The sequence below is a fragment of the Streptomyces sp. NPDC049915 genome (assembly GCF_040656475.1).
GTDB lineage: Bacteria > Actinomycetota > Actinomycetes > Streptomycetales > Streptomycetaceae > Streptomyces.
Window position 1 is genome coordinate 157,144 of record NZ_JBFAMH010000015.1, and the last position, 22,397, is coordinate 179,540.

A 22,397-nucleotide genomic window follows, 5' to 3' on the forward strand; every position below is an offset into this window, starting at 1 on the left:
GGGCGGTAAGCGCCGCCCGCGAGGCTCCTCGCATGACGAAGAACCTGAGCCGTCTCACCGTCCTGATCTCCGGCGCGAGCGTCGCCGGCCCGGCCCTCGCCCTCAACCTCGCCCGGTACGGCGCGCACGTCACGGTCGTCGAGAAGGCGCCCGCGCTGCGCGGCGGCGGCTTCGCCGTCGACTTCCGCGGGCACGTGCACCGCCGGGTGCTCACCGCCATGGGCATCTGGGACGACGTCCACGCCCACCGCACCCGCATGGGCCGGCAGACGGTCGTCGACGCCGACGGCAAGGCGCGCGTGGACCTGCCCGCGGAGATGATGAGCGGGGACGTGGAGATCTTCCGCGGCGACCTGTCCCGGATCATGTACGAACGCACCAAGGACCGCGTGGAGTACGTCTTCGGCGACTCGGTCACGGCGCTGACCGACACCCCGGACGGGGTCGACGTCGTCTTCGAGCACGGCGCGCCCCGCCGCTTCGACCTGGTCGTCGGCGCGGACGGCCTGCACTCGAACACCCGCCGCCTGGTCTTCGGCGACGAGTCGCGCCACCTGCGCTTCTTCGGCCACTACGTGGCCGGTTTCGCCGTGCCCAACCATCTGGGCCTGGACCGCACGGGCCGGCTGTACAGCGAGCCGGGCCGCTGTGTCGTCGTCGGCAACTACGACGGCGACCCGGAGCGGGCGGGCGCCCTGCTGGTGTTCCGGTCCGAGGAGTTGGCGTACGACCGCCGGGACGTGGAGGCGCAGAAGCGGATCCTCACCGAGCGGTTCGCCGGCATGGGCTGGGAGACACCCGCGGTGCTGAAGGCGCTTCGGGAGACCGACGACCTGTACTTCGACGCCATCGCGCAGATCCACATCGACCGGCTGACGCAGGGCCGGGTGGCGCTCCTCGGGGACGCCGGGTACGGGGCGACGATGGGCGGCATGGGCACGGGCGTGGCCGTCGTCGGCGCGTACGTCCTGGCCGGGGAACTGGCGCTGGCGGACGGCGACGTGCGCGTCGCGCTGGCCGGGTACGAGGCGCGCATCCGGGACTTCGCCCGGGGCTGCCAGAAGATCTCCGGCAACGCGGGCCCGTTCTTCGCCCCGGCCACCGAGCGCCGCATCCGCAGCCGGGACCGCATGTACCGGCTGCTGAGCTCCCGGATGCTGGCCGGTTTCTTCAAGCGGCTGACGGAGAAGGCGGCGACCGCCATCGACCTCGGGGAATACCCGGCGTGAGCACTCCCGGGGGCGCTCAGGCAGTACCGCTCCTGAACGCCCACCCGTGGTCCACGGGCCCGATCCCGCCGCCGAGTGCGAAGCCGGCGGCGATGGCCCCGGTGACGTACTCCTTGGCGGCCGTGACCGCCTCCGGCACGGACCGTCCCTTGGCCAGGCCGCAGGCGATGGCGGAGGCGAGGGTGCAACCGGTGCCGTGGGTGTGCCGGTTGTCGTGGCGCGGGGCGCGCAGCCAGTACTCCTCGGAGCCGTCCGTGAGCAGGTCCACGGCGTCCCCGGCCAGATGCCCGCCCTTGATCACCACCCAGCGGGGCCCGTACGCCAGGACGGCCGCCGCGGCGCGCCGCAGGTCGTCCTCCGACTCGACGTGTACGCCGGTGAGTTCGGCGACCTCGTCGAGGTTCGGGGTGGCGACGGTGGCCGCCGGGAGCAGCTTGGTGCGCACGGAGTCCAGCGCGGAGGCGGCCAGCAGCGCGTCGCCGTGTTTGGAGACGCCGACCGGGTCGACGACGGCGGGCGCGTCGGTGCCGGCGAGCAACTCCGCGACCGTTTCGACGAGTTCCGCGGAGGCGAGCATGCCGGTCTTCACGGCCTGGACGCCGATGTCGTCGACGACGCTGCGGTACTGCGCGCGCACCGCCTCGACCGGCACCTCCCAGGCGCCCTGCACGCCGAGGGAGTTCTGCGCGGTGACGGCGGTGAGCACGCTCATGCCGTGCGTGCCGAGCGCCAGCATGGTCTTCAGGTCGGCCTGGATCCCGGCGCCGCCCCCGGAGTCGGAGCCGGCCACGGTGAGCACCCGGGGCGGCGCGGTCATGACTCGATGTCCCCGAAGTGGTCCCAGCCGCCCTTGCTGGTCCAGGCGGCGCCGTCGACGGTCACCTGGGGCAGCGCGGAGGGGTTGAGCACCTCGCCGATCACCTTCCAGCGGGCGGGCAGTTTGGCGTCCGACGGGAACGTCGCGACGATCGCGTGGTCCTCTCCCCCGGTCAGCACCCACTGGAGCGGGTCGACGCCGACGGCCTGGCCGATGTCGTGCATCTGGGTGGGGATGTCGATGGCGCCGGAGCGGATGTCGATGCGCACCTTGCTGGCCTCGGCGATGTGCCCGAGGTCGGCGATCAGCCCGTCGCTGACGTCGCACATCGCGGTCGCGCCGAGCGCCGCGGCCGCGGGACCCGCGTGGTACGGCGGCTCGGGGCGGCGGTGGGCCTCGACGAAGGCGCGCGGGGAGCGGAAACCGCGGGAGAGCACCGCGTACCCGGCGGCGGACCAGCCGAGCCAGCCGGTCACGGCGACGAGGTCGCCGGGCTGCGCGCCGCCCCGGGTGACGGGTTCCTGGTTGCGCAGGTCGCCGAGCGCGGTGATCGACACCATGATCGTGTCGCCGCGTACGACGTCGCCGCCGACCACGGAGGCGCCCGCGACCTGGCACTCGTCGCGGATGCCGTCCATCAGCTCGGTCGGCCAGGCCACCGGCAGTTCGGCGGGCACGACCAGGCCGAGCAGGACCGCGGTGGGGACGGCGCCCATGGCGGCGATGTCGGCGAGGTTCTGCGCGGCGGCCTTGCGGCCGACGTCGTAGGCCGTGGACCAGTCGCGGCGGAAGTGCCGGCCCTCCAGCAGGATGTCGGTACTGGCCACCACCCGCCGGTCGGGCGCGGCCACCACGGCGGCGTCGTCGCCGGGCCCGACCCGGACCGCCGGGGTGGTGGTGAGACGGGAGGTGAGCTCCCTGATGAGCCCGAACTCCCCGAGCTCACCAACAGTGCCCTTCATTGTCCTGGCTCCCCTTCCGTCCCTGCTGACGTTGTCCGTGCCCGGTCGCGCGGGACCAGTGTCCTCGATACCGTCGAAGTGACCGGCCGCAGGTGCCCGGTCGATGTGACCGGCCCCCGGTGAACGGTCCCTGCAGCCATCCTCGTCCGCCCTGTCCGCACCCCGGCACGCAAGGCCCGGTTCCCGCAGGTCTCCCCGCGGGGAGCGGCGACGCGGTACCGTGGCGTTCCTTTTCCCCACATGATCCTCGTGGCCGCCCTGGAGGTTCCGTGGTACAGGCGTACATCCTGATCCAGACTGAGGTCGGCAAGGCGTCGACCGTCGCCGAGACGATCGGCAAGATCCCTGGAGTGATCCAGGCCGAAGACGTCACGGGTCCCTACGACGTCATCGTGCGCGCGCAGGCCGACACCGTCGACGACCTGGGCCGCATGGTGGTCGCCAAGGTCCAGCAGGTGGACGGCATCACCCGCACCCTGACCTGCCCGGTCGTCCATCTGTAGCCCCCGTCTACCCTTGGCCGGTGAGCTTCTTCCGTCACCGGCCCCTCGGCCTGCCCGCCCTCGCCCTGCTCCTCGGCGTCGCGGGCTGCTCCTTCGCAGACGACAGCGCGTCGGTCGCGGTTCCGTCGCCGGCGGCGAAGACCGCGGCGCTCTGCCGAGAGCTGGACCGGGCGCTGCCGTCCCGGGTCGACGACCAGGACCGCCGGGACCCCACCCCCGCGTCACCGCTGACCGCGGGCTGGGGGGACCCGGCGATCATACTGCGGTGCGGTGTCGAGCGGCCTGCGAAGATGACCGACCCGAAGGTCTCGGAGGGCGGTGACCCCGACGCGGTCGCCGGCGGCGTGGACGGCGTCGACTGGCTCATGGAGAAGCAGGACGACGGCGCGTACCGGTTCACCACCGCCAACCGTCGTGCCTACGTCGAGGTGAGCGTGCCCAAGGGCCGGGACACCTCGTCGGTACTCGTCGACCTGGCCCCGGCCATGAAGAAGGCGATCCCCGAGGGGATCGCCGACTGAGCGCCCGGAGGAACTGGGCCCTGTCGTTTGGATCAGGCCGGCTGTGAGGTGCGGTGCGTTGCGGCCGACCCGAGCGGGGTCTGGTGCGTGCAGCTGCAAGGCGGAGGAGGGCGCCAACGCGGTGGGGGTCCCCCCTGCTCGAAGAGCTCGGGGGGGGTTGGCAACCGACGACAACGCGGCTGGGGGTCCCCCCTGCTCGAAGAGCTCGGGGGAGTGCGTGCCAGACCCCGCGACGCCGGGATGATCCAAACGACAGGGCCTTAGCGCAGGCCCGTCGGCCTGCGCAGGGCCGCACGGATGAGGCGGTCGACCAGCTCGGCGTAGCCGACACCGGTGGCCTGCCACATCTTCGGGTACATCGAGATGGGCGTGAAGCCGGGCATCGTGTTGATCTCGTTGATGACGAACTCGCCGTCCTCGGTGAGGAAGAAGTCCGCGCGCACCAGGCCCTCGCAGGACGCCGCGTCGAAGGCGTCCACCGCGAGCCGCCGCACCTCGGCGGTCTGCTCGTCGGTGAGCGGCGCCGGGACGATGCCGGGCGTGGAGTCGATGTACTTGGCCTCGAAGTCGTAGTACGCGTGGGCGTCCGGCGGCGGGATCTCCGCCGGCACCGACGCGCGCGGGCCGTCCTCGAACTCCAGCACGCCGCACTCGATCTCCCGGCCGCGCACGGCCGCCTCGACGAGGATCTTCGGGTCGTGCCGCTGCGCTTCCTCGATGGCCTCGTCCAGGCCGGAGAGGTCGTCCACCTTGGTGATGCCGATGGACGAACCGGCGCGCGCCGGCTTCACGAACAGCGGCCAGCCGTGCTCACCGGCGAAGTCGACGATCTTCTTGCGGGCGGCGGAGGTGTCCCGCTCCCACTCGCGGGGCCGGATCACCACGTACGGGCCGACCTTGAGCCCGAAGGAGGTGAACACCCGCTTCATGTACTCCTTGTCCTGGCCGACGGCCGAGGCGAGCACGCCCGAGCCCACGTACGGCACCCCGGACAGCTCCAGCAGGCCCTGCAGGGTGCCGTCCTCGCCGTACGGGCCGTGCAGCACCGGGAAGACCACGTCGACCTCGCCGAGCGCCTTGGGCACCGAGCCGGGCTCGCTGTAGACGACCTCGCGGCTGGCGGGGTCGACGGGGAGCACCACGCCGCCGTCGCCGGGCTCCGCCATGTCCTCGACCTCGGGGGTGCGGCGGTCGGCGATGGCCATCCGCTCGGGCTCGTCGGCCGTCAGCACCCAACGGCCCTCCCGGGTGATGCCGATCGGCAGGACGTCGTACCGCGTCCGGTCGATGGCGCTCAGGACGGCGCCGGCCGTGACCATGGAGATCCCGTGTTCGGAGCTGCGTCCGCCGAACACGACGGCCACGCGCGGCTTGCGGGACGGCTGCTCAGGGCTCTGGGGGAGGTTCTCGGTGCTCATATCGCGTTGAGAGTACCCGTTGGTATTCCCCGAGTCAGCGCCCACCGGGCCGCCGTGACTCCGTGTCCCTCGGTCGGTCGCGCAGCGTCGCGCGGACGGGGCCGTTCAGCGCCGTTCGGGCTTGGCGCTGCGCGACATGAGCTCCTTGAGGGCGACCACCGGGGACTTGCCCTCGTGCACGATGGACACGACGGTCTCGGTGATCGGCATGTCGACGCCGTGCCGCCGGGCCAGATCCAGCACCGACTCGCAGGACTTGACGCCCTCGGCGGTCTGCCGGGTGACCGCGATGGTCTCCTGCAGGGTCATGCCCTTGCCGAGGTTGGTGCCGAAGGTGTGGTTGCGCGACAGCGGCGAGGAGCAGGTGGCCACCAGGTCGCCGAGACCGGCCAGTCCGGAGAACGTCATCGGATCCGCGCCCATCGCCAGGCCCAGCCGGGTGGTCTCGGCGAGGCCGCGGGTGATGAGCGAGCCCTTGGCGTTGTCGCCGAGCCCCATGCCGTCGGCGATGCCGACGGCGAGCCCGATGACGTTCTTGACGGCACCGCCCAGTTCGCAGCCGACGACGTCGGTGTTGGTGTACGGCCGGAAGTACGGCGTGTGGCAGACGGTCTGCAGGCGCTGCGCGACCGCCTCGTCGGTGCAGGCGACGACGGCCGCGGCCGGCATGCGGGCGGCGATCTCACGGGCGAGGTTGGGCCCGGTGACCACGGCGACGCGTTCCGGGCCCACCTTGGCGACGTCCTCGACGACCTCGCTCATCCGCATGGTGGTGCCCAGCTCGACGCCCTTCATCAGCGACACCAGGACGGTGCGCGGGGCGAGCAGCGGGGTCCACTCGGCGAGGTTGGCGCGCAGCGTCTGGGAGGGCACCGACAGCACGGTGAAGTCGGCGCCGGCGGCGGCCTCGGCGGGGTCGGTGGTGGCGCGCAGGTTCTCGGGCAGCTGCACGCCGGGGAAGTAGTCGGGGTTGGTCCGGGTGGAGTTGATCGCCTCGGCGACCTCGGGGCGTCGCGCCCACAGCACGACCTCGCACCCGGCGTCGGCGAGCACCATGCCGAAGGCGGTGCCCCATGAACCGGCGCTGAAGACGGCTGCCTTGACCGGCGTGACCGGCTTGCTCACGTGCCCTGCCCTTCCGCCTGCTTGTCCTGCGCCCGCGCCTCGGCCTGGGCCTGGGTGCGGCGGCGCTGCTCGATGCGCTCGCGGCGCGGGTCGTACGTCGTGGCGGGCGCCTGCTCGCCGCGGATCTCCTCCAGCTGGCGGGTGATGGCCGCCATGATCACCTCGGTGGCCTCCTTCAGCACCTCCGCGGTCATCTCCTTGCCGTAGAAGCGGGAGAGGTCCACGGGCGGCCCGGCCAGCACGTGGTGGGTCTTGCGCGGGAAGAGGTCCGGCTTCCTGGCGTACGGCGGCAGCAGCTCGTTGCAGCCCCACTGGGCGACCGGGATGACCGGGCACCTGGTCTGCAGCGCGACGCGCGCGGCGCCCGTCTTGCCCGTCATGGGCCAGCCGTTGGGGTCGCGGGTGAGGGTGCCCTCGGGGTAGAAGGCGACGCACTCGCCGCGCTCCACGGCGTCGATCGCGGCCCGGAAGGCGCTGAGCGCGTCGGTGGACTCGCGGTAGACGGGGATCTGGCCGGTGCCACGCATGGCGGCGCCGACGAAGCCCTTCCTGAAAAGCCCGCTCTTGGCCAGGAATCGCGGGACCCGGCCGGTGTTGTACTGGTAGTGGGCGTATGCGAAGGGATCGACGTGCGAATTGTGGTTCACCACGGTGATGAATCCGCCGTCGGCCGGAATGTTCTCCATTCCGCGCCAGTCCCGCTTGAGCAGAAACACCAGCGGTGGTTTGCAGATCACCGCGGCGAAGCGGTACCAGAAGCCGATTCTGCGGCGGGGCACGCGGACACCTTCCTCTAGGGCTTGCCACCGGGGCCCGTGGGGCCGCACAAGTGTCGCCCCGGGCCGCCGGTCTGTCGAGAACACCGTACGCCCCGCCGTCCCGCCGACGAGATGGCCCGGCGACAATGACCAGGACACGAGAGGGACGGTACGCCGGTGCAGTGGACCTTGGTCATCCCCCTGAAGCCTCTGGCGCGGGCCAAGAGCAGGCTCGCGGACACGGCCGGGGACGGGGTGCGCCCGGGCCTCGCGCTCGCCTTCGCCCAGGACACGGTCGCGGCGGCGCTGGCCTGCGACGCGGTGGGTGATGTGGTGGTCGTCACGAACGACGCCCTGGCCGGCCGTGAGCTGGCGGCCCTGGGCGCCCGTATCGTCCCCGACACCCCTTCCGCCGGCCTGAACGCGGCGCTGGCGCACGCGACGGCGGTCGTACGCGCCGAGCGCCCCCGAACTCCCGTGGCGGCCCTGAACGCCGACCTGCCGGCCCTGCGCCCGCTGGAATTGGCCCGGGTCCTCGATACGGCCGCCCCATTCCCGCGCGCATTTCTCCCGGACGCCGCGGAAATCGGCACCACGCTCCTGTCGGCCGGTGCCGGACAGGAATTGCAGCCGGCATTCGGCGCTCGCTCCCGTGCCCGCCACCGCGCGTCCGGCGCGGTCGAGCTGCCCCTGGATCGGGTCGATTCCGTACGCCAGGACGTGGACACCGGCGACGACCTGCGCGCCGCGCTCTCCCTCGGCGTGGGCCCCCGGACGGCCGCGGCGGCCGCGCGGCTGCTGATCCCCGGGCAGTAGGCTGACCGTCATGCAGGCCACCGCATACACGTACGACCCCGAGACCCGCTGCGGCCAGGTGCTCCTCGACGACGGCACCCCCGTGCCCTTCGACGCCCCGGCCTTCGACGCGGGCGGCCTGCGCCTGCTGCGCCCCGGCCAACGGGTCCGTATCGAAACGGAAGGTGAAGGCGTCTCCCGCCGCATCACGCTGGTGACCCTGCAGACGTTCTGACACCGGCCGCGTCCACCATGGGCGTAAGGGGCCCCGGTCGGGCCGTCCCGTCCCAAAGCGGCGCCGCCACCAGGACACCAGGTCCACAACACACCGCGGGCCGGACTCCGTCAGGGAGTCCGGCCCGGCGCGTGAGTAACCCGTGCGGTCGCCTCCTAGCGCGCGGTGGTCTTCTTCGCGGCGGTCTTGCGCGCCGACGACTTCTTGGCGGGCGCCTTCTTGGCGGTCGCCTTCTTCGCCGGGGCCTTCTTCGCCGTGGTCTTCTTGGCGGCCGTGGTCTTCGCCGCGGTCGTCTTCTTGGCGGCCGGCGTCGTGGTCTTCTTCGCGGGCGCCTTCTTGGCCGTGGTCTTCTTCGTGGCGGCCGTGCCGGTCTTCTTCGCCGGGGCCGCCTTCTTCGCGGTGGTGGTCTTCTTCGCGGCCGCCGTCGTCGCCTTCTTGGCCGCGGCCTTCTTGCCCGCGGGCCTGGCGATGGTGGCCGACGGGCCGGACAGGCTGCCCTTGGGGGCCTTCTTGACCGCGATGTCGTTCTTCGGGAGCTTCTTCGACCCGCTGACCAGGTCCTTGAAGCCCTGACCCGCGCGGAAGCGCGGAACGGAGGTCTTCTTGACCCGAACCCGCTCGCCGGTCTGCGGGTTACGGGCGTAGCGGGCCGGCCGGTCGACCTTCTCGAAGGAACCGAACCCGGTGACCGAGACCCGGTCGCCCCCGACGACCGAGCGGACGATGGCGTCCAGGACCGCGTCGACAGCATCGGCGGCCTGCTGGCGGCCACCCATCTTGTCGGCAATCGCTTCTACGAGCTGCGCCTTGTTCACGTCTTCCCCTTCGGAGACATCGCCAGAACGAAAGTGTTCAAGCTTTTTCGCACGTTAGGCAGATATATACCGCAAATCAAACACGAAACGGGCTTCTCACCCTTGTGCCGCAACGAACTCGGCGATCGCGGATGTGTTCAGTCGTCCTCTTCGGGGACGCGCCCCGCATCGAGATCCGCCATGAACCGCTCCAGCCGCCTTGTCGCACCGGCAAGATCGTGTTTGGCCGCGGCCGTAATGACCAGCAGCTTCCGGGTCAGCGCCATCCGTACGCCCTCCGGGACTTGCAGTGCGCGCACCCTCGCGTGCGCTTGTTTCAGTTGGTCCGCGACCGCCGCATAGAGCTCGAGTTGGCCGTCGTGTTCCATGCACAGATTGTGCCATCTGGGGCGAGTTGTCGCCCGCGCAGGGGGCAACTGCCGCCTCCAACAGCCGTCCGGGCGCACCGCGAAGACGCGTTCCTGAGCCTCGGATACCCCAGCAACCACCGCCGTAACGTGGGAAGTTGAACCGCCACCGACCGCCGGCCGGCGCCGTACGGACCCAAAAACGCCTGTACCCCCGATCGGGCCGATCGGGGGTACAGGCGGGGTGATGCGGTGGCCGAAACCCGACCCTCAGCGGGCGCGGGACGGGCCGATGGTTCAGACCTGGAGGGTGCGCGGCTTGAAGGACGGCCGCTTCGCCTCGTACGCGGCGATGTCCGCCTCGTTCTGCAGCGTGATGGAGATGTCGTCCAGACCGTTCAGCAGCCGCCAGCGGGAGTTCTCGTCCAGCTCGAAGGAGGCGGTGATGCCCTCGGCGCGCACCTCACGCGCCTGAAGGTCCACGGTGACCTCAGCGGTCGGGTCCTTCTCGACCAGCTCCCACAGCGCGTCCACGATCTTCTGGTCCAGGACCACGGTGAGCAGGCCGTTCTTCAGCGAGTTGCCGCGGAAGATGTCGGCGAAGCGGGCGGAGATCACCGCCTTGAAGCCGAAGTTCTGCAGCGCCCACACCGCGTGCTCACGGGAGGAGCCGGTACCGAAGTCCGGGCCCGCGACCAGGACGGTGGCGCCCTGCCGCTCGGGACGGTTCAGCACGAACTCGGGGTCCTTGCGCCAGGCCTCGAACAGCCCGTCCTCGAACCCGTCGCGGGTGACCTTCTTGAGCCAGTGGGCGGGGATGATCTGGTCGGTGTCCACGTTGCTGCGGCGCAGCGGGACGGCCCGGCCGGTGTGCGTGGTGAAAGCTTCCATGATCCTCAGACTCCAGCGGGCGTACGGGTCTCGGCGTCGGTCAGGTCGGCGGGCGAGGCCAGGTGGCCCAGCACCGCGGTCGCGGCCGCGACCTGCGGCGACACCAGGTGGGTGCGGCCGCCCTTGCCCTGCCGGCCCTCGAAGTTGCGGTTGGAGGTGGACGCCGAGCGCTCACCGGGGGCCAGCTGGTCGGGGTTCATGCCCAGGCACATGGAGCAGCCCGCGTGCCGCCACTCGGCGCCGGCCTCCTTGAAGACCACGTCGAGACCCTCGGAGACGGCCTGCAGACCCACCCGCGCGGAGCCCGGGACGACCAGCATCCGTACCCCGTCGGCGACTTTGCGGCCCCGCAGCAGGTCGGCCGCGGCGCGCAGGTCCTCGATGCGGCCGTTGGTGCAGGAGCCTACGAAGACGGTGTCCACCTTGATGGAGCTCAGCGGCTGACCGGCCTCCAACCCCATGTACTCCAGGGCCTTTTCGGCGGCGAAGCGCTCCGAAGGGTCTTCGTACGAAGCCGGGTCGGGGACGGACGCGGAAAGCGGCGCGCCCTGGCCCGGGTTGGTGCCCCAGGTGACGAACGGGGACAGCTCGGCGGCATTGATGACGACCTCGGCGTCGAACTGGGCGTCGTCGTCCGTCCGCAGCGTCTTCCAGTACGCGACGGCGGCGTCCCAGTCGGCGCCCTCGGGGGCGTGCGGACGGCCCTTGAGGTACGCGAAGGTGGTCTCGTCGGGGGCGATCATGCCCGCGCGGGCGCCGGCCTCGATCGACATGTTGCAGATGGTCATCCGGGCCTCCATCGAGAGCTTCTCGATGGCGGAGCCGCGGTACTCCAGGATGTAGCCCTGGCCGCCGCCGGTGCCGATCTTCGCGATGATCGCCAGGATCAGGTCCTTGGCGGTGACGCCCTCGGGCAGTTCGCCGTCGACCGTGATCGCCATGGTCTTCGGGCGGGCCATGGGCAGCGTCTGGGTGGCCAGCACATGCTCGACCTGCGAGGTGCCGATGCCGAACGCCAGCGCGCCGAAGGCGCCGTGCGTGGAGGTGTGGGAGTCACCGCAGACCACGGTGGTGCCGGGCTGGGTCAGGCCCAGCTGCGGGCCGACGACGTGCACGACGCCCTGCTCGACGTCGCCCAGCGGGTGCAGCCGCACCCCGAAGTCGGCGCAGTTCTTGCGCAGGGTCTCCAGCTGGATCCGGGAGACGGGGTCCGCGATGGGCTTGTCGATGTCGAGGGTCGGGGTGTTGTGGTCCTCGGTGGCGATGGTCAGGTCGAGCCTGCGCACCTGGCGGCCGCTCTTGCGGAGGCCGTCGAAGGCCTGCGGGCTGGTCACCTCGTGCAGCAGGTGCAGATCGATGAAGAGGAGGTCGGGCTCGCCCTCGGCGCGCCGGACGACGTGGTCGTCCCAGACCTTCTCCGCGAGTGTCCTACCCATCGCTTTCCCTCCGACCGGCAAACGTCCACCGGCCCAACTAGAGATCTTGAGGAGGCGTTGCCCGCGCCCCTGCGACCGGACATCCGCCACCAGGCCCGTCGAATCGCGGGCCGCTGTGCCTTCGTGACATCCAGAGTGGCGGGTTCCACGGAAAATTGAACTTGCGTTTCACAGAGTGAGACGCGAGTATCGTTGCATGGACAACAGTAGCGGCGTCGGCGTTCTGGACAAGGCGGCCCTCGTCCTGAGCGCTCTGGAGTCCGGTCCGGCCACCCTCGCGGGTCTGGTCGCGGCCACCGGACTGGCTCGACCCACGGCTCACCGCCTGGCCGTGGCACTGGAACACCACCGCATGGTGGCGCGTGACATGCAGGGACGTTTCATTCTCGGCCCTCGGCTGGCAGAACTGGCCGCGGCCGCGGGTGAGGACCGTCTCCTCGCCACCGCCGGCCCGGTGCTCACACATCTGCGTGACGTCACGGGCGAGAGCGCGCAGCTCTATCGCCGCCAGGGTGACATGCGTATCTGCGTCGCCGCCGCGGAGCGCCTGTCCGGACTGCGGGACACGGTCCCGGTCGGCTCCACGCTCACCATGAAGGCGGGCTCGTCGGCACAGGTGCTGATGGCCTGGGAGGAGCCCGAGCGCCTGCACCGGGGCCTGCAGGGCGCCCGCTTCACGGCCACGGCCCTGTCCGGCGTACGGCGCCGTGGCTGGGCCCAGTCGATCGGTGAGCGCGAGCCGGGCGTCGCGTCGGTCTCCGCGCCCGTGCGCGGCCCCTCCAACCGCGTGGTGGCCGCCGTGTCCGTCTCCGGCCCCATCGAGCGCCTCACGCGCCACCCGGGCCGTATGCACGCCCAGGCCGTCATCGACGCCGCGGCCCGCCTGTCCGAGGCCCTGCGCCGCACGGGCTGAGGTCGGCCCCACACCCGTAGAGGTCAGCCCACACAGGGAGAGGTCCCGCCCCGACGCCGCGGCGGGACCTCTTCGACGGCCGGCCGACCCAGGCTCGGCTACGACGGGGGCCGAAGAGCTCGCACCGTGTGCCGAGTTGTTGCGCCGGACCCTGGACGAGCCGCTGCTGCGGCGCCGGGCACGACGAAGGCCCTCCGCCGAAGCGAAGGGCCTTCTTCTTGTACCCCCGACCGGATTCGAACCGGCGCTACCGCCTTGAGAGGGCGGCGTGCTAGGCCGCTACACAACGGGGGCCTGGACACTGCGTTTCCGCAGGTCCGAGCTGGTCTACCTGGACTCGAACCAAGACTAACTGAACCAGAATCAGTCGTGCTGCCAATTACACCATAGACCAATGATGGTTTAGACCAGTCAGTACCCCCGACCGGATTCGAACCGGCGCTACCGCCTTGAGAGGGCGGCGTGCTAGGCCGCTACACAACGGGGGCCCTAGCGATCCCGACATGATCGAGATCAGTACCCCCGACCGGATTCGAACCGGCGCTACTGCCTTGAGAGGGCAGCGTGCTAGGCCGCTACACAACGGGGGCTTTGCAGATAAGCTCTGCGAGCTGGCCTACCTGGACTCGAACCAAGACTAACTGAACCAGAATCAGTCGTGCTGCCAATTACACCATAGGCCACTGGAACTCAAGCCCCTGCGGGGATCTCGTTCTAGTTTTGCTCCCCCGGATCCCGGCCTTTCGGCCCGCTCCCCGGCGGCGCAGGAAGAACATTACCTGAAGGTGGACCGGGCTCCAAAACGGGTATCAGCGCCGAGCACCGCCGGGAGTTCGGCGAGGGTCGAGATCCGGTGCGGGCCCCGGGGCGCATCACCGCCGGTAGGCGCCCCGTCACGGTCGATCCACACCGACAGCAGGCCCGCCTCGGCCGCGCCCCGCCCGTCGATGTCCGGGTGGTCGCCGACGTAGGCCACCTCGTGCGGGGCGAGGCGCAGGGCCGCGCAGGCCGCGTGGAAGGCGGCCGCCTCGGGCTTGGACACGCCCAGCTCGGCCGCGCACAGGATGGTCTCGAAGCGGCCGTGGACGCCGAGGACGCGCAGCTTGCGGTCCTGGACGACGAGGCTGGAGTTGGACAGCACCGCATGCCGGTAGCCGGCGGCGAGGGCGTCCAGGGCGGGCACGGCGTCCGGGAAGAGGGCCCAGGCGGACTCGTAGTGACCGACGTAACGCCGGAACCAGTCGTCGGCCTCCGCGTCGGTCAGTTCCGCGCCCAGGAACGTGCGCACCCGGTCGCGGCGCTGCGCCTCGAAGGTCGCCTCCCCGGCCGCGAAGCGCGCCCAGTGCAGCTCGGTGGCCCGCCTCCAGAGCGCGAGCGCCTGCTCCGCCGTACCGAAGGCACCGAGCAGTCCCTCGGCGGCCAGGTGCGCGCGCATGCCGGCGCGGTCGGCGCTCGTGTAGTCGAAGAGGGTGTCGTCGACGTCCCAGAGGACGGCTCGGATGCTCATGAGCCGACGGTAGCGAAACGCCAGGGGCGGCACCCGGGCTTGCCGGACACCGCCCCTGTCACGCGGGTACGCGCTACGCCGCCAGCTTCGCCAGCGCCGCGTCGATCCGGGCCAGCGACTTCTCCTTGCCCAGGACCTCGAGGGACTCGAAGAGCGGCAGGCCGACCGTGCGGCCGGTGACGGCCACCCGGACCGGGGCCTGGGCCTTGCCGAGCTTGAGGCCGTGCGCCTCACCGGCGGCCAGGACGGCCTCCTTCAGCGACTCCGGAGAGGTCCAGTCGGCCGCCTCCAGCTTCTCGCGGGCCGTGCGCAGCAGGGCGTCGGAGCCCTCCTTCATCGCCTTCGTCCACGACGCCTCGTCGAAGACCGGCTCGGCGAGGAAGAGGAAGTCGACGTTGTCGGTGATCTCCGACAGCACCTTCACGCGGGTCTGCGCGTGCGGAGCGATGGCCTGCCACTTGGCCTCGTCGAAGTCCTGCGGCGCCCAGGTGGCGAAGGGGGCCTTCAGCCACGGGCGGCAGCGCTCGGCGAAGTCCTTCACGTCCAGCATGCGGATGTGGTCGGCGTTGATCGCCTCGCACTTCTTCAGGTCGAAGCGCGCCGGGTTGGGGTTGACGTCGGGGATGTCGAAGGCGGCGACCATCTCCTCGATGGAGAAGATGTCCTGGTCCGCGGAGAGCGACCAGCCCAGCAGGGACAGATAGTTGAGCAGGCCCTCGGGCAGGAAGCCTCGCTCGCGGTAGAGGTTCAGGCTCGACTGCGGGTCGCGCTTGGACAGCTTCTTGTTGCCCTCGCCCATCACGTAGGGCAGGTGACCGAAGGCGGGGGTGTCCTTGGCGACGCCCAGCTCGATCAGCGCCTTGTACAGCGCGATCTGGCGCGGGGTGGAGGAGAGCAGGTCCTCGCCGCGCAGGACGTGGGTGATCTCCATCAGGGCGTCGTCGACCGGGTTGACCAGCGTGTACAGCGGGGCGCCGTTGGCGCGCACGATGCCGTAGTCCGGCACGTTCTCCGGGGTGAAGGTCAGCTCGCCGCGCACCAGGTCGGTGAAGGTGATCGTCTCGTCGGGCATGCGGAAGCGGACGATCGGGGCGCGGCCCTCGGCCCGGTACTGCTCGACCTGCTCGGCGCTCAGGTCGCGGCAGTGGCCGTCGTAGCCCGAGGGCTTGCCGGCGGCGCGGGCGGCCTCGCGGCGGGTGTCCAGCTCCTCCTGGGAGCAGTAGCAGTGGTAGGCGTGGCCGGCGTCCAGGAGCTTCTGCGCGACGTCCTTGTACAGGTCCATGCGCTGCGACTGCCGGTAGGGCGCGTGCGGGCCGCCGACCTCGGGGCCCTCGTCCCAGTCGAAGCCGAGCCAGCGCATCGCGTCGAGCAGCTGGTTGTAGGACTCCTCGGAGTCGCGGGCCGCGTCGGTGTCCTCGATGCGGAAGACCAGCGTGCCCTGGTGGTGCCGGGCGAACGCCCAGTTGAACAGGGCGGTGCGGACCAGGCCCACGTGGGGGTTGCCGGTGGGCGAGGGACAGAAACGGACGCGTACGGGGGATGGGGGTACCCCCTGCTCGAGCGAAGCCGAGAGCTTGGGGGAGGGTGCGCTAGCCACGCTTGACAACCTTGTTGGTGAGAGTGCCGATGCCTTCGATGGTGACGGCGACCTCGTCGCCGACGTTCAGGGAGCCGACCCCTGCCGGGGTGCCGGTGAGGATGACGTCGCCGGGCAGCAGCGTCATGGCCTCGGAGATGTTGACGATCAGATCCTCGATCGAGTGGATCATCTCGCTCGTGCGGCCCAGTTGGCGCTGTTCGCCGTTGACCGTGAGCTGGATCGTCAGGTCGGACGCGGTCGCGAGGTCCAGGTCCGTCTCGACCCAGGGGCCGAGCGGGCAGGAGGTGTCGAAGCCCTTGGCCCGCGCCCACTGCTTCTCGCGCCGCTGGACGTCCCGGGCGGTGACGTCGACGGCGCAGGTGTAGCCGAAGATCACGTCCGCCACCCGCTCGCGCGGGACCTCGCGGCACATACGGCCGATGACGACGGCCAGCTCGGCCTCGTGCTGGAGGTCCTCGGTGAAGGGCGGGTACTGGATCGCGTCGCCGGGGCCGATCACCGAGGTGGACGGCTTGAAGAAGGCGAAGGGGGCGTCCGGCACCTCGTTGCCCAGCTCACGGGCGTGCTCGGCGTAGTTGCGGCCGAAGGCGACGACCTTGTTGGGCAGCACGGGGGGCAGCAGCCGCACCTTGCTCAGCGGCACCTTGGTGCCGGAGAGCTCGAAGTCCGCGAACGGGATGCCCTTGATGATGTCGAGGACGAGCTCGTCCGGCTTGCCGCCTTCGACCGCGCCGAAGGCGACGTTCCCGTCGATGGAGAACCTGGCGATGCGCACGGGATCCTTGCGCCCCTTAACTTGTCACTGAGCTGGCTGGAGTCTGACGCTCCAGGCTAACGCGGTGGACAGGCCGGAACCTCGCGCACGGTCCCCGGGGTTCGCGTGCATCCCGTGCCGTCCCGTGTACGACGAAGGGCGCCCGCTCGGTGCGGGCGCCCTTTGCTGCCGGGTCGCGGCTGTGCGCTCAGTGCGCGGCGGTCACGGGGACGTCCATGAGGACCGTGCGCCGCGGGTTGGCGGTCTGCGCCGGCAGATCGATGGAGTGCTCCGGCTGCTCGGGGATCTGCAGCTCGTCGGCGTCCTTCAGGTGCGCCAGCGTCGTGCGCCGCGGGTTGGCAAGCGTGTGGAACATCATCGTCGTCTTCACGGTTAACAAGACCTGTTCGTCTCGGGGCGCTGGGAGGGGCCCAAAGCTACCTCACGCGCGGATTGTCAGAACGTCACCTCTTGTCAAGCACGAGGCCAAACGTGCGCATTCCCGTCGAAGACGTGAAGACCACATGATCCTCGTGTGAGTTTGCTCACGAGTCACAGCTCAAACCGGTCAATTCCGACCTGCGGATCACCCCATCGAAACGGACATTGCGCCCCTGAAGCCCTCATTCCGCTCCTGATCATGGCGACTGGGACACCAGCCCCGTCCCGCCGACTCGCTCGGATACGCCCGATTCGCCCGGGATCACTTTCCACACTTGGTAACCCGGCCCTCACGTGCTGTCACGGACGTCACACAACGACCCACGAACCTTGTTGGAGATCCTGCACTGTGCTGGAATGCCACGGACCGCCGCAGGATCGAGCCGGCGCACAGGGAGCGCGAAGCAGCGTCGCTCCCGACAAGGTGGGCGGCGAGAGGGGAAGTCCAGCGCCGGTCACTCACGACCACCCGGGAGACGCATTCAGGGCGATCTCCCAAGACGCCGACACCGTTCCTCCGTATCTGCGGAGGAACGCCTGGTCCAGAGGTTGCGACGCTAGTGCAGGGACGTTTCAAGAGGGATGGCAGCGCTTCGGCGGAGCCGGAGCCGCACGGCGGGACTGGCCCGATGGCCGTCAGCTCCTCGCCCCAGCACGCCCAGAACCCGGGCCAGGCGGCCCCGTCCGGCGACGGCGGTGAACGCCCCGGGCGTCCGGGGGTGACCGTGTCGGCTCCCAGCCCCACCACCCCCAAGGTCAAGCCGCCGCAGGGCCCCTCCGGCCCCGGCACGCGCATAGCCCTGCGCAACTGGCGCATCTCCACCCGACTGGTGTCGCTGCTCGCGCTCCCCGTGGTCGCCGCGACCACCCTGGGCGCCCTGCGCATCAGCGAGTCGATGGACAACATCCAGCAGCTCGAGAACATGAAGCTGCTGACCGAGATGACCAAGCAGGCCACCGAGCTGGCCGCGGCGCTCCAGGAGGAGCGCGACGAGTCCGCCGGTCCGCTGGCGCACGGTTCCAAGGCCGAGGACCCCACCGTCAAGGGGCTGCGGGACAAGACCGACCGTGCCAAGGACAACTTCATCGACGCCTCGGAGCAGGTCGAGGACGGCAACCTGCAGGGTGTCCGCGAGAGCGTCGTGGCCATCGCCCGAGACCTGAACACCCTCGGCAGGATCCGCCAGGAGGCCTACACCTCCCAGAGCAACTCCTCGCAGACGGTCGAGGCCTACCACCGGCTGATCACCCACCTGCTGGACCTGTCCCAGGACATGGCCGAGGCCACCAGCAACCCGGAGATGATCCAGCGCACCCGTGCACTGGCCGCGTTCTCCTCCGCCAAGGAGTACGCCTCCATGCAGCGCGCGGTCATCGCGGCCGCCCTGCCCGCCAGCAACACCACCTACGGCGACCTCTCCGAGAACGACCGCAACTACGCCGAGTCGGCGACCGAGGGCCAGAAGTCGGAACTGAGCACGTTCCGCAGCATCTACGGCGACAAGAACGCCGAGGAACTGCTCAAGCCCATCCAAGAGGGCAACCCGATCATCGAGGACGCCGACACCTACGCGAACCGTGCGGTCCAGGACATCGGTGGTCTGAAGAAGCTCGACAAGCGGTCGTACAAGGACTGGCTGGACGACAGCGGCACCAAGCTCCAGCAGATGTCGAACATCGAGCTGACCCTGCTCAGCGAGATGGAGCAGAAGGCCCGTGAGCTGCGCAGCGACTCCGAGCGCGAGGCGATCATCTCGGGTGCGCTGATCCTGCTGGTCCTCGGTGTGTCGCTGGTCGGCGCGTTCGTCGTGGCCCGGTCCATGATCCGCTCGCTGCGCCGGCTCCAGGAGACCGCCACCCGGGTCGCCCAGGACCGCCTGCCCGAGCTGGTCAAGCAGCTGTCGGAGTCGGACCCGCAGGACGTCGACACCTCCGTCGAGTCGGTCGGTGTGCACTCCCGCGACGAGATCGGCCAGGTGGCCGCGGCCTTCGACGACGTGCACCGCGAGGCGGTGCGCCTCGCCGCCGAGCAGGCCCTGCTGCGGGGCAACGTCAACGCGATGTTCACCAACCTCTCGCGCCGCTCCCAGGGTCTGATCCAGCGCCAGCTGTCGCTGATCTCCGAGCTGGAGTCCCGCGAGGCCGACCCGGACCAGCTGTCCTCGCTGTTCAAGCTGGACCACCTCGCCACCCGTATGCGCCGTAACGGCGAGAACCTCCTCGTCCTCGCGGGTGAGGAGCCCGGCCGGCGCTGGACCCGCCCGGTTCCGCTGGTCGACGTGCTGCGCGCCGCCGCGTCCGAGGTGGAGCAGTACGAGCGCATCGAGCTGGCCTCCGTGCCGACGACCGAGGTCGCCGGCCGGGTCGTCAACGACCTCGTGCACCTGCTCGCCGAGCTGCTGGAGAACGCGACCTCGTTCTCCTCCCCTCAGACCAAGGTCAAGGTCACCGGTCACGCGCTGCCCGACGGCCGCGTGCTGATCGAGATCCACGACACCGGCATCGGCCTCTCCCCCGAGGACCTCGCCGCGATCAACGAGCGGCTCGCCTCGCCGCCCACCGTGGACGTCTCCGTCTCCCGCCGCATGGGTCTGTTCGTGGTCGGCCGCCTCTCGCAGCGCCACGGCATCCGCATCCAGCTGCGCCCGTCCGACTCCGGTGGTACGACCGCGCTGGTCATGCTGCCGGTCGACGTGGCGCAGGGCGGCAGGAAGCCGCAGCCGCCGAAGCCCGGCCAGGGCTCCACCGGCGGTCCCGCCGCCGCGCAGGCCGCCGCCGGTGCGGCCGCCGCACGCCGCCAGGCCGCCGCGCAGCACGGTGGCGGCCAGGGCGCCGGAGCCTTCGGCGCCTCGCCGTCCGCGGGTGGCCCGGGTGCCGGCAACGGCGGTCTGCTGGGCGCCGGCCAGGGGCCGCGTGCCGCGCTGCCCGGCCGGGACGGCTCCCGCCCGGGTGCGCCGGCCGCTCCCCGCGGTCCGCAGCAGCAGGGCGGCCCGCAGCAGGGCCGGCCCGCGCCGGCCGGTACGGGTGCCCCCTTCGGTCAGCCGGCCGCGCCGCAGGGTCTGCAGGCCGCCGGTCCGGGTACGCCCGGCCAGGACCCCTTCGGTCCCTCGCGCGGCCCGGCGCCGGCGCAGCGCCCCGCCGACGACGCGGGCGCGGAGAAGGGCGGCCGGCGTCGCCGTCCGCAGCTGCCGGCGCGCGGTGGTGCCCGGGCCGAGCTGCCCGGCAGCGCCCCTCAGCAGCCGCGTACGCCGAGCTGGAGCGACCAGAGCGGCGAGCCGCCGGTGTCGCGTGCCTCGCTGGACACCCCGCGCGGCCACGAGGAGCCGGAGGTCGCGCAGACCTCGCGGATGCCGCGGATCGACGACCGTCAGGGTCCCGGCGCCACCGCCGAGATCCCGGTCGTGGGCCGCGGGGACGAGGCGCAGGGCCCGGGCGGCACCTCCGAGTTCGCCCGGCCGGACTTCGGCGCGCCGCGTCCGAGCGGTGGCCAGGGCAGCGACCCGTTCGTCCGCTCCGACATCTTCGGCGCCCCCGACGGCCGTGACTCCGGGCCCGCCACGGGCCGGTTCGCGACGCCGCAGGCGTACGACGGCTCCACCGGCCAGTTCCCGGCGCCGCAGCACGACGGTTCCACCACGGGCCGGCACGCCCTGCCCGCGGGCCCGGAGCCCGCGGCCGGCGACCCGTTCGGGCAGCCGCAGTCGGGTGGTTACGGCTACCCGCAGCAGCAGGCTCCGCAGCAGCGGCCCGCGTACGGCGAGCCGCAGGCCCCGCAGCAGCAGCGTCCCGTCCGGCGTGAGCCGGAGGCGCTGCCGCCGGCCAGCGGTCCGGGTGACGGCCGTACTCCGCTGTACGACACGCTGGAGACCAACTGGTTCCGCGGCGGCCGCGAGGAGGAGCAGCAGAGCGCCGCTCCCGCCCCGCAGCAGCCGCAGGCGCCGGCTCCCGCTGCCCCGCAGCAGCGGCCGGCCCAGAGCGGCTGGCGCAGCTCGCCGAACGACGATCTCGTCCGGCAGGCGGAGCGGGTGCGTCAGCCCGCCTCGGGTGGGGTCACCACCTCCGGTCTGCCGCGCCGCGTGCCCCGGGCGAACCTCGTGCCGGGCACGGCTCAGCAACAGCAGAACCAGGCCGGTCCGCAGGTCTCGCGCGCGCCTCAGGACGTGCGCGGACGGCTGACCAATCTTCGTCGGGGCATCGCTCAGGGCCGTCAGGCCGGCAGCGGCCAGACCGGCAGCTTCCCGAGCCCCACTCACCAGCAGGAGCGTTAGTTGAGCCAGATGAGCCAGGCGGCACAGAACCTCAACTGGTTGATCACCAACTTTGTGGACAACACCCCAGGGGTGTCCCACACAGTCGTCGTGTCCGCCGACGGTCTGCTGCTGGCGATGTCCGAGGGCTTCCCGCGCGACCGTGCCGACCAGCTGGCGGCCGTCGCGTCCGGGCTGACCTCGCTGACGGCCGGTGCCTCACGGATCTTCGAGGGCGGCACCGTGGCACAGACGGTCGTCGAGATGGAACGGGGTTTTCTGTTCCTGATGTCCGTCTCGGACGGCTCGTCGCTGGCCGTGCTCGCGCACCCGGAGTGCGACATCGGCCTCGTCGGCTACGAGATGGCACTCCTGGTCGACCGCGCGGGCGCGGTGCTCACGCCCGACCTGCGCGCCGAGCTCCAAGGAAGTCTGCTCCACTGACCGGCCCGTGATCCATACGCATCACCGAAAAACCGTCCGGCCGCCACAATCCCCCCACCGGCCCCGTCCGACGGCCAGCCCGACCGACTTGCTGTCTCGCCCGGAGGATCCATGACCCCGCCCACCGCCCATCATGATCCGTACGCAGGGTCGTACGAGGAAGAGGGCGACCAGCCGCTGGTCAGGCCGTACGCCATGACCGGCGGCCGGACCCGGCCGCGCTACCAGCTCGCCATCGAGGCGCTGATCAGCACCACGGCCGACCCGGCTGCGCTCATGGGGTTGCTCCCGGAGCACCAGCGCATCTGCCATCTGTGCCGTGAGGTGAAGTCCGTCGCGGAGGTCTCCGCGCTGCTCAACATGCCGCTGGGCGTGGCCCGCATTCTGGTCGCGGACCTCGCCGAAGCCGGTCTCGTCGCGATCCACCAGCCGGGCGGCGACGAGGCCACCGGTGCTCCGGACGTGACGCTGCTCGAAAGGGTGCTCAGTGGACTTCGCAAGCTCTAGCGGTCAGGCGACGGCCGCGGGTCGCTCGACCACCTCGGCGAAGATCGTGGTGGCGGGCGGCTTCGGCGTGGGCAAGACCACGTTCGTCGGCGCCGTCTCGGAGATCAACCCGCTGCGCACGGAGGCCGTGAT

At 71.1% G+C, this 22,397-nt stretch carries 22 protein-coding genes, 5 tRNA genes and 1 pseudogene; 10 read left to right on the forward strand and 18 right to left on the reverse strand.

What is annotated here, in order from left to right; all coding sequences use genetic code 11:
- Positions 1 to 32 precede the first annotated feature (32 nt).
- Positions 33 to 1,229 carry an FAD-dependent monooxygenase gene (locus AB0J12_RS25035; RefSeq protein WP_363266620.1) on the forward strand — a complete coding sequence of 399 codons (1,197 nt, stop codon included), beginning with the start codon at positions 33 to 35 and terminating at the stop codon, positions 1,227 to 1,229.
- Between the two features lie 16 nt (positions 1,230 to 1,245).
- On the opposite strand, the gene thiD is transcribed toward AB0J12_RS25035, so the two are convergent.
- A complete protein-coding gene (gene thiD, locus AB0J12_RS25040; protein WP_363266621.1) occupies positions 1,246 to 2,046 on the reverse strand; it encodes a bifunctional hydroxymethylpyrimidine kinase/phosphomethylpyrimidine kinase in 801 nt (266 codons plus the stop codon).
- Positions 2,043 to 3,008 carry a thiamine-phosphate kinase gene (locus AB0J12_RS25045; RefSeq protein ID WP_363266623.1) on the reverse strand — a complete coding sequence of 322 codons (966 nt, stop codon included), beginning with the start codon at positions 3,006 to 3,008 and terminating at the stop codon, positions 2,043 to 2,045. The genes thiD and AB0J12_RS25045 overlap by 4 nt, the downstream gene beginning before the upstream one ends.
- Before the next feature lie 269 nt (positions 3,009 to 3,277).
- Between AB0J12_RS25045 and AB0J12_RS25050 the strand changes: the two genes are divergently transcribed.
- Positions 3,278 to 3,511, forward strand: a complete 234-nt coding sequence (locus tag AB0J12_RS25050; RefSeq protein ID WP_029384521.1) for an Lrp/AsnC ligand binding domain-containing protein — start codon at positions 3,278 to 3,280, stop codon at positions 3,509 to 3,511.
- A gap of 20 nt (positions 3,512 to 3,531) precedes the next feature.
- Positions 3,532 to 4,032, forward strand: coding sequence for a DUF3515 domain-containing protein (locus AB0J12_RS25055; protein WP_363266624.1), 501 nt, complete (start codon positions 3,532 to 3,534; stop codon positions 4,030 to 4,032).
- A gap of 260 nt (positions 4,033 to 4,292) precedes the next feature.
- Here AB0J12_RS25055 and AB0J12_RS25060 read toward each other — a convergent pair whose 3' ends face one another.
- The 3 genes from AB0J12_RS25060 to AB0J12_RS25070 all read right to left on the reverse strand — a co-directional run bounded on the left by AB0J12_RS25060 (position 4,293) and on the right by AB0J12_RS25070 (position 7,354).
- Complete coding sequence (locus AB0J12_RS25060) at positions 4,293 to 5,450, reverse strand: D-alanine--D-alanine ligase family protein (RefSeq protein ID WP_363266625.1); 1,158 nt, start codon at positions 5,448 to 5,450, stop codon at positions 4,293 to 4,295.
- Between the two features lie 105 nt (positions 5,451 to 5,555).
- Positions 5,556 to 6,575 carry an NAD(P)H-dependent glycerol-3-phosphate dehydrogenase gene (locus AB0J12_RS25065; protein WP_363266626.1) on the reverse strand — a complete coding sequence of 340 codons (1,020 nt, stop codon included), beginning with the start codon at positions 6,573 to 6,575 and terminating at the stop codon, positions 5,556 to 5,558.
- Positions 6,572 to 7,354: a lysophospholipid acyltransferase family protein gene (locus tag AB0J12_RS25070; protein WP_363266627.1), complete on the reverse strand. Its 783-nt coding sequence runs from the start codon at positions 7,352 to 7,354 to the stop codon at positions 6,572 to 6,574. The genes AB0J12_RS25065 and AB0J12_RS25070 overlap by 4 nt, the downstream gene beginning before the upstream one ends.
- A gap of 156 nt (positions 7,355 to 7,510) precedes the next feature.
- Here AB0J12_RS25070 and cofC point away from each other — a divergent pair, with 156 nt between their 5' ends.
- The gene (gene cofC / locus AB0J12_RS25075) at positions 7,511 to 8,149 is read left to right on the forward strand and encodes a 2-phospho-L-lactate guanylyltransferase (protein WP_363266628.1); all 639 of its coding nucleotides are present in this window, start codon (positions 7,511 to 7,513) and stop codon (positions 8,147 to 8,149) included.
- A gap of 10 nt (positions 8,150 to 8,159) precedes the next feature.
- Positions 8,160 to 8,363 carry a hypothetical protein gene (locus AB0J12_RS25080; RefSeq protein WP_363266629.1) on the forward strand — a complete coding sequence of 68 codons (204 nt, stop codon included), beginning with the start codon at positions 8,160 to 8,162 and terminating at the stop codon, positions 8,361 to 8,363.
- A gap of 155 nt (positions 8,364 to 8,518) precedes the next feature.
- Here AB0J12_RS25080 and AB0J12_RS25085 read toward each other — a convergent pair whose 3' ends face one another.
- From AB0J12_RS25085 to leuC, 4 genes are all read right to left on the reverse strand, one after another.
- Positions 8,519 to 9,178 (reverse strand): HU family DNA-binding protein, encoded by a 660-nt coding sequence (locus tag AB0J12_RS25085; protein ID WP_363266630.1) that lies wholly within the window; start codon positions 9,176 to 9,178, stop codon positions 8,519 to 8,521.
- A 137-nt stretch (positions 9,179 to 9,315) separates the two neighbouring features.
- Complete coding sequence (locus tag AB0J12_RS25090) at positions 9,316 to 9,546, reverse strand: hypothetical protein (protein WP_363266631.1); 231 nt, start codon at positions 9,544 to 9,546, stop codon at positions 9,316 to 9,318.
- Between the two features lie 276 nt (positions 9,547 to 9,822).
- Positions 9,823 to 10,416 (reverse strand): 3-isopropylmalate dehydratase small subunit, encoded by a 594-nt coding sequence (gene leuD / locus AB0J12_RS25095; protein WP_363266632.1) that lies wholly within the window; start codon positions 10,414 to 10,416, stop codon positions 9,823 to 9,825.
- Between the two features lie 5 nt (positions 10,417 to 10,421).
- Positions 10,422 to 11,852, reverse strand: a complete 1,431-nt coding sequence (gene leuC, locus AB0J12_RS25100) for a 3-isopropylmalate dehydratase large subunit (protein WP_363266633.1) — start codon at positions 11,850 to 11,852, stop codon at positions 10,422 to 10,424.
- 196 nt (positions 11,853 to 12,048) lie between these two features.
- Here leuC and ndgR point away from each other — a divergent pair, with 196 nt between their 5' ends.
- Positions 12,049 to 12,765 (forward strand): IclR family transcriptional regulator NdgR, encoded by a 717-nt coding sequence (ndgR, locus tag AB0J12_RS25105; RefSeq protein ID WP_361627730.1) that lies wholly within the window; start codon positions 12,049 to 12,051, stop codon positions 12,763 to 12,765.
- 221 nt (positions 12,766 to 12,986) lie between these two features.
- On the opposite strand, the gene AB0J12_RS25110 is transcribed toward ndgR, so the two are convergent.
- The 9 genes from AB0J12_RS25110 to AB0J12_RS25150 all read right to left on the reverse strand — a co-directional run bounded on the left by AB0J12_RS25110 (position 12,987) and on the right by AB0J12_RS25150 (position 17,017).
- Positions 12,987 to 13,059, reverse strand: a tRNA-Glu gene (locus tag AB0J12_RS25110).
- A 28-nt stretch (positions 13,060 to 13,087) separates the two neighbouring features.
- Positions 13,088 to 13,159, reverse strand: a tRNA-Gln gene (locus tag AB0J12_RS25115).
- A gap of 21 nt (positions 13,160 to 13,180) precedes the next feature.
- Positions 13,181 to 13,253, reverse strand: a tRNA-Glu gene (locus AB0J12_RS25120).
- 29 nt (positions 13,254 to 13,282) lie between these two features.
- Positions 13,283 to 13,355, reverse strand: a tRNA-Glu gene (locus AB0J12_RS25125).
- A gap of 21 nt (positions 13,356 to 13,376) precedes the next feature.
- A tRNA-Gln gene (locus AB0J12_RS25130) sits at positions 13,377 to 13,448 on the reverse strand.
- Positions 13,449 to 13,540: 92 nt separating this feature from the next.
- Entirely contained in the window at positions 13,541 to 14,272 is a 732-nt protein-coding gene (locus AB0J12_RS25135) for an HAD family hydrolase (RefSeq protein WP_363266634.1), read from the reverse strand.
- Positions 14,273 to 14,345: 73 nt separating this feature from the next.
- A complete protein-coding gene (gene gltX, locus AB0J12_RS25140) occupies positions 14,346 to 15,869 on the reverse strand; it encodes a glutamate--tRNA ligase (protein ID WP_363266635.1) in 1,524 nt (507 codons plus the stop codon).
- Entirely contained in the window at positions 15,862 to 16,647 is a 786-nt protein-coding gene (locus AB0J12_RS25145; RefSeq protein ID WP_363266637.1) for a fumarylacetoacetate hydrolase family protein, read from the reverse strand. Before AB0J12_RS25145 ends, gltX begins: the two co-directional genes overlap by 8 nt.
- Before the next feature lie 187 nt (positions 16,648 to 16,834).
- Positions 16,835 to 17,017 (reverse strand): hypothetical protein, encoded by a 183-nt coding sequence (locus AB0J12_RS25150; protein WP_363266638.1) that lies wholly within the window; start codon positions 17,015 to 17,017, stop codon positions 16,835 to 16,837.
- A gap of 610 nt (positions 17,018 to 17,627) precedes the next feature.
- On the opposite strand from AB0J12_RS25150, the gene AB0J12_RS25155 reads away from it, so the two are divergent.
- From AB0J12_RS25155 to AB0J12_RS25170, 4 genes and pseudogenes are all read left to right on the forward strand, one after another.
- On the forward strand, positions 17,628 to 21,335 hold the full coding sequence (locus AB0J12_RS25155; RefSeq protein WP_363266639.1) for a nitrate- and nitrite sensing domain-containing protein: 3,708 nt from the start codon (positions 17,628 to 17,630) through the stop codon (positions 21,333 to 21,335).
- Between the two features lie 9 nt (positions 21,336 to 21,344).
- Positions 21,345 to 21,758 carry a roadblock/LC7 domain-containing protein gene (locus AB0J12_RS25160; protein ID WP_023546525.1) on the forward strand — a complete coding sequence of 138 codons (414 nt, stop codon included), beginning with the start codon at positions 21,345 to 21,347 and terminating at the stop codon, positions 21,756 to 21,758.
- A gap of 111 nt (positions 21,759 to 21,869) precedes the next feature.
- Complete coding sequence (locus AB0J12_RS25165) at positions 21,870 to 22,265, forward strand: DUF742 domain-containing protein (RefSeq protein WP_361627748.1); 396 nt, start codon at positions 21,870 to 21,872, stop codon at positions 22,263 to 22,265.
- A pseudogene (locus AB0J12_RS25170) lies at positions 22,246 to 22,397 on the forward strand (ATP-binding protein); the annotation flags it as partial. The gene AB0J12_RS25165 and the pseudogene AB0J12_RS25170, both read left to right, overlap by 20 nt.

Excerpts from the sequence above, each read along its gene's own strand:
- leuC (WP_363266633.1), bottom strand. The coding sequence starts at position 11,852 with ATGGGTAGGACACTCGCGGAGAAGGTCTGGGACGACCACGTCGTCCGG.
- AB0J12_RS25160 (WP_023546525.1), top strand. The coding sequence starts at position 21,345 with ATGAGCCAGGCGGCACAGAACCTCAACTGGTTGATCACCAACTTTGTG.
- AB0J12_RS25060 (WP_363266625.1), bottom strand. The coding sequence starts at position 5,450 with ATGAGCACCGAGAACCTCCCCCAGAGCCCTGAGCAGCCGTCCCGCAAG.
- thiD (WP_363266621.1), bottom strand. The coding sequence starts at position 2,046 with ATGACCGCGCCGCCCCGGGTGCTCACCGTGGCCGGCTCCGACTCCGGG.
- AB0J12_RS25045 (WP_363266623.1), bottom strand. The coding sequence starts at position 3,008 with ATGAAGGGCACTGTTGGTGAGCTCGGGGAGTTCGGGCTCATCAGGGAG.
- AB0J12_RS25090 (WP_363266631.1), bottom strand. The coding sequence starts at position 9,546 with ATGGAACACGACGGCCAACTCGAGCTCTATGCGGCGGTCGCGGACCAA.
- ndgR (WP_361627730.1), top strand. The coding sequence starts at position 12,049 with ATGGACAACAGTAGCGGCGTCGGCGTTCTGGACAAGGCGGCCCTCGTC.
- AB0J12_RS25135 (WP_363266634.1), bottom strand. The coding sequence starts at position 14,272 with ATGAGCATCCGAGCCGTCCTCTGGGACGTCGACGACACCCTCTTCGAC.
- leuD (WP_363266632.1), bottom strand. The coding sequence starts at position 10,416 with ATGGAAGCTTTCACCACGCACACCGGCCGGGCCGTCCCGCTGCGCCGC.
- AB0J12_RS25035 (WP_363266620.1), top strand. The coding sequence starts at position 33 with ATGACGAAGAACCTGAGCCGTCTCACCGTCCTGATCTCCGGCGCGAGC.
- AB0J12_RS25165 (WP_361627748.1), top strand. The coding sequence starts at position 21,870 with ATGACCCCGCCCACCGCCCATCATGATCCGTACGCAGGGTCGTACGAG.
- AB0J12_RS25080 (WP_363266629.1), top strand. The coding sequence starts at position 8,160 with ATGCAGGCCACCGCATACACGTACGACCCCGAGACCCGCTGCGGCCAG.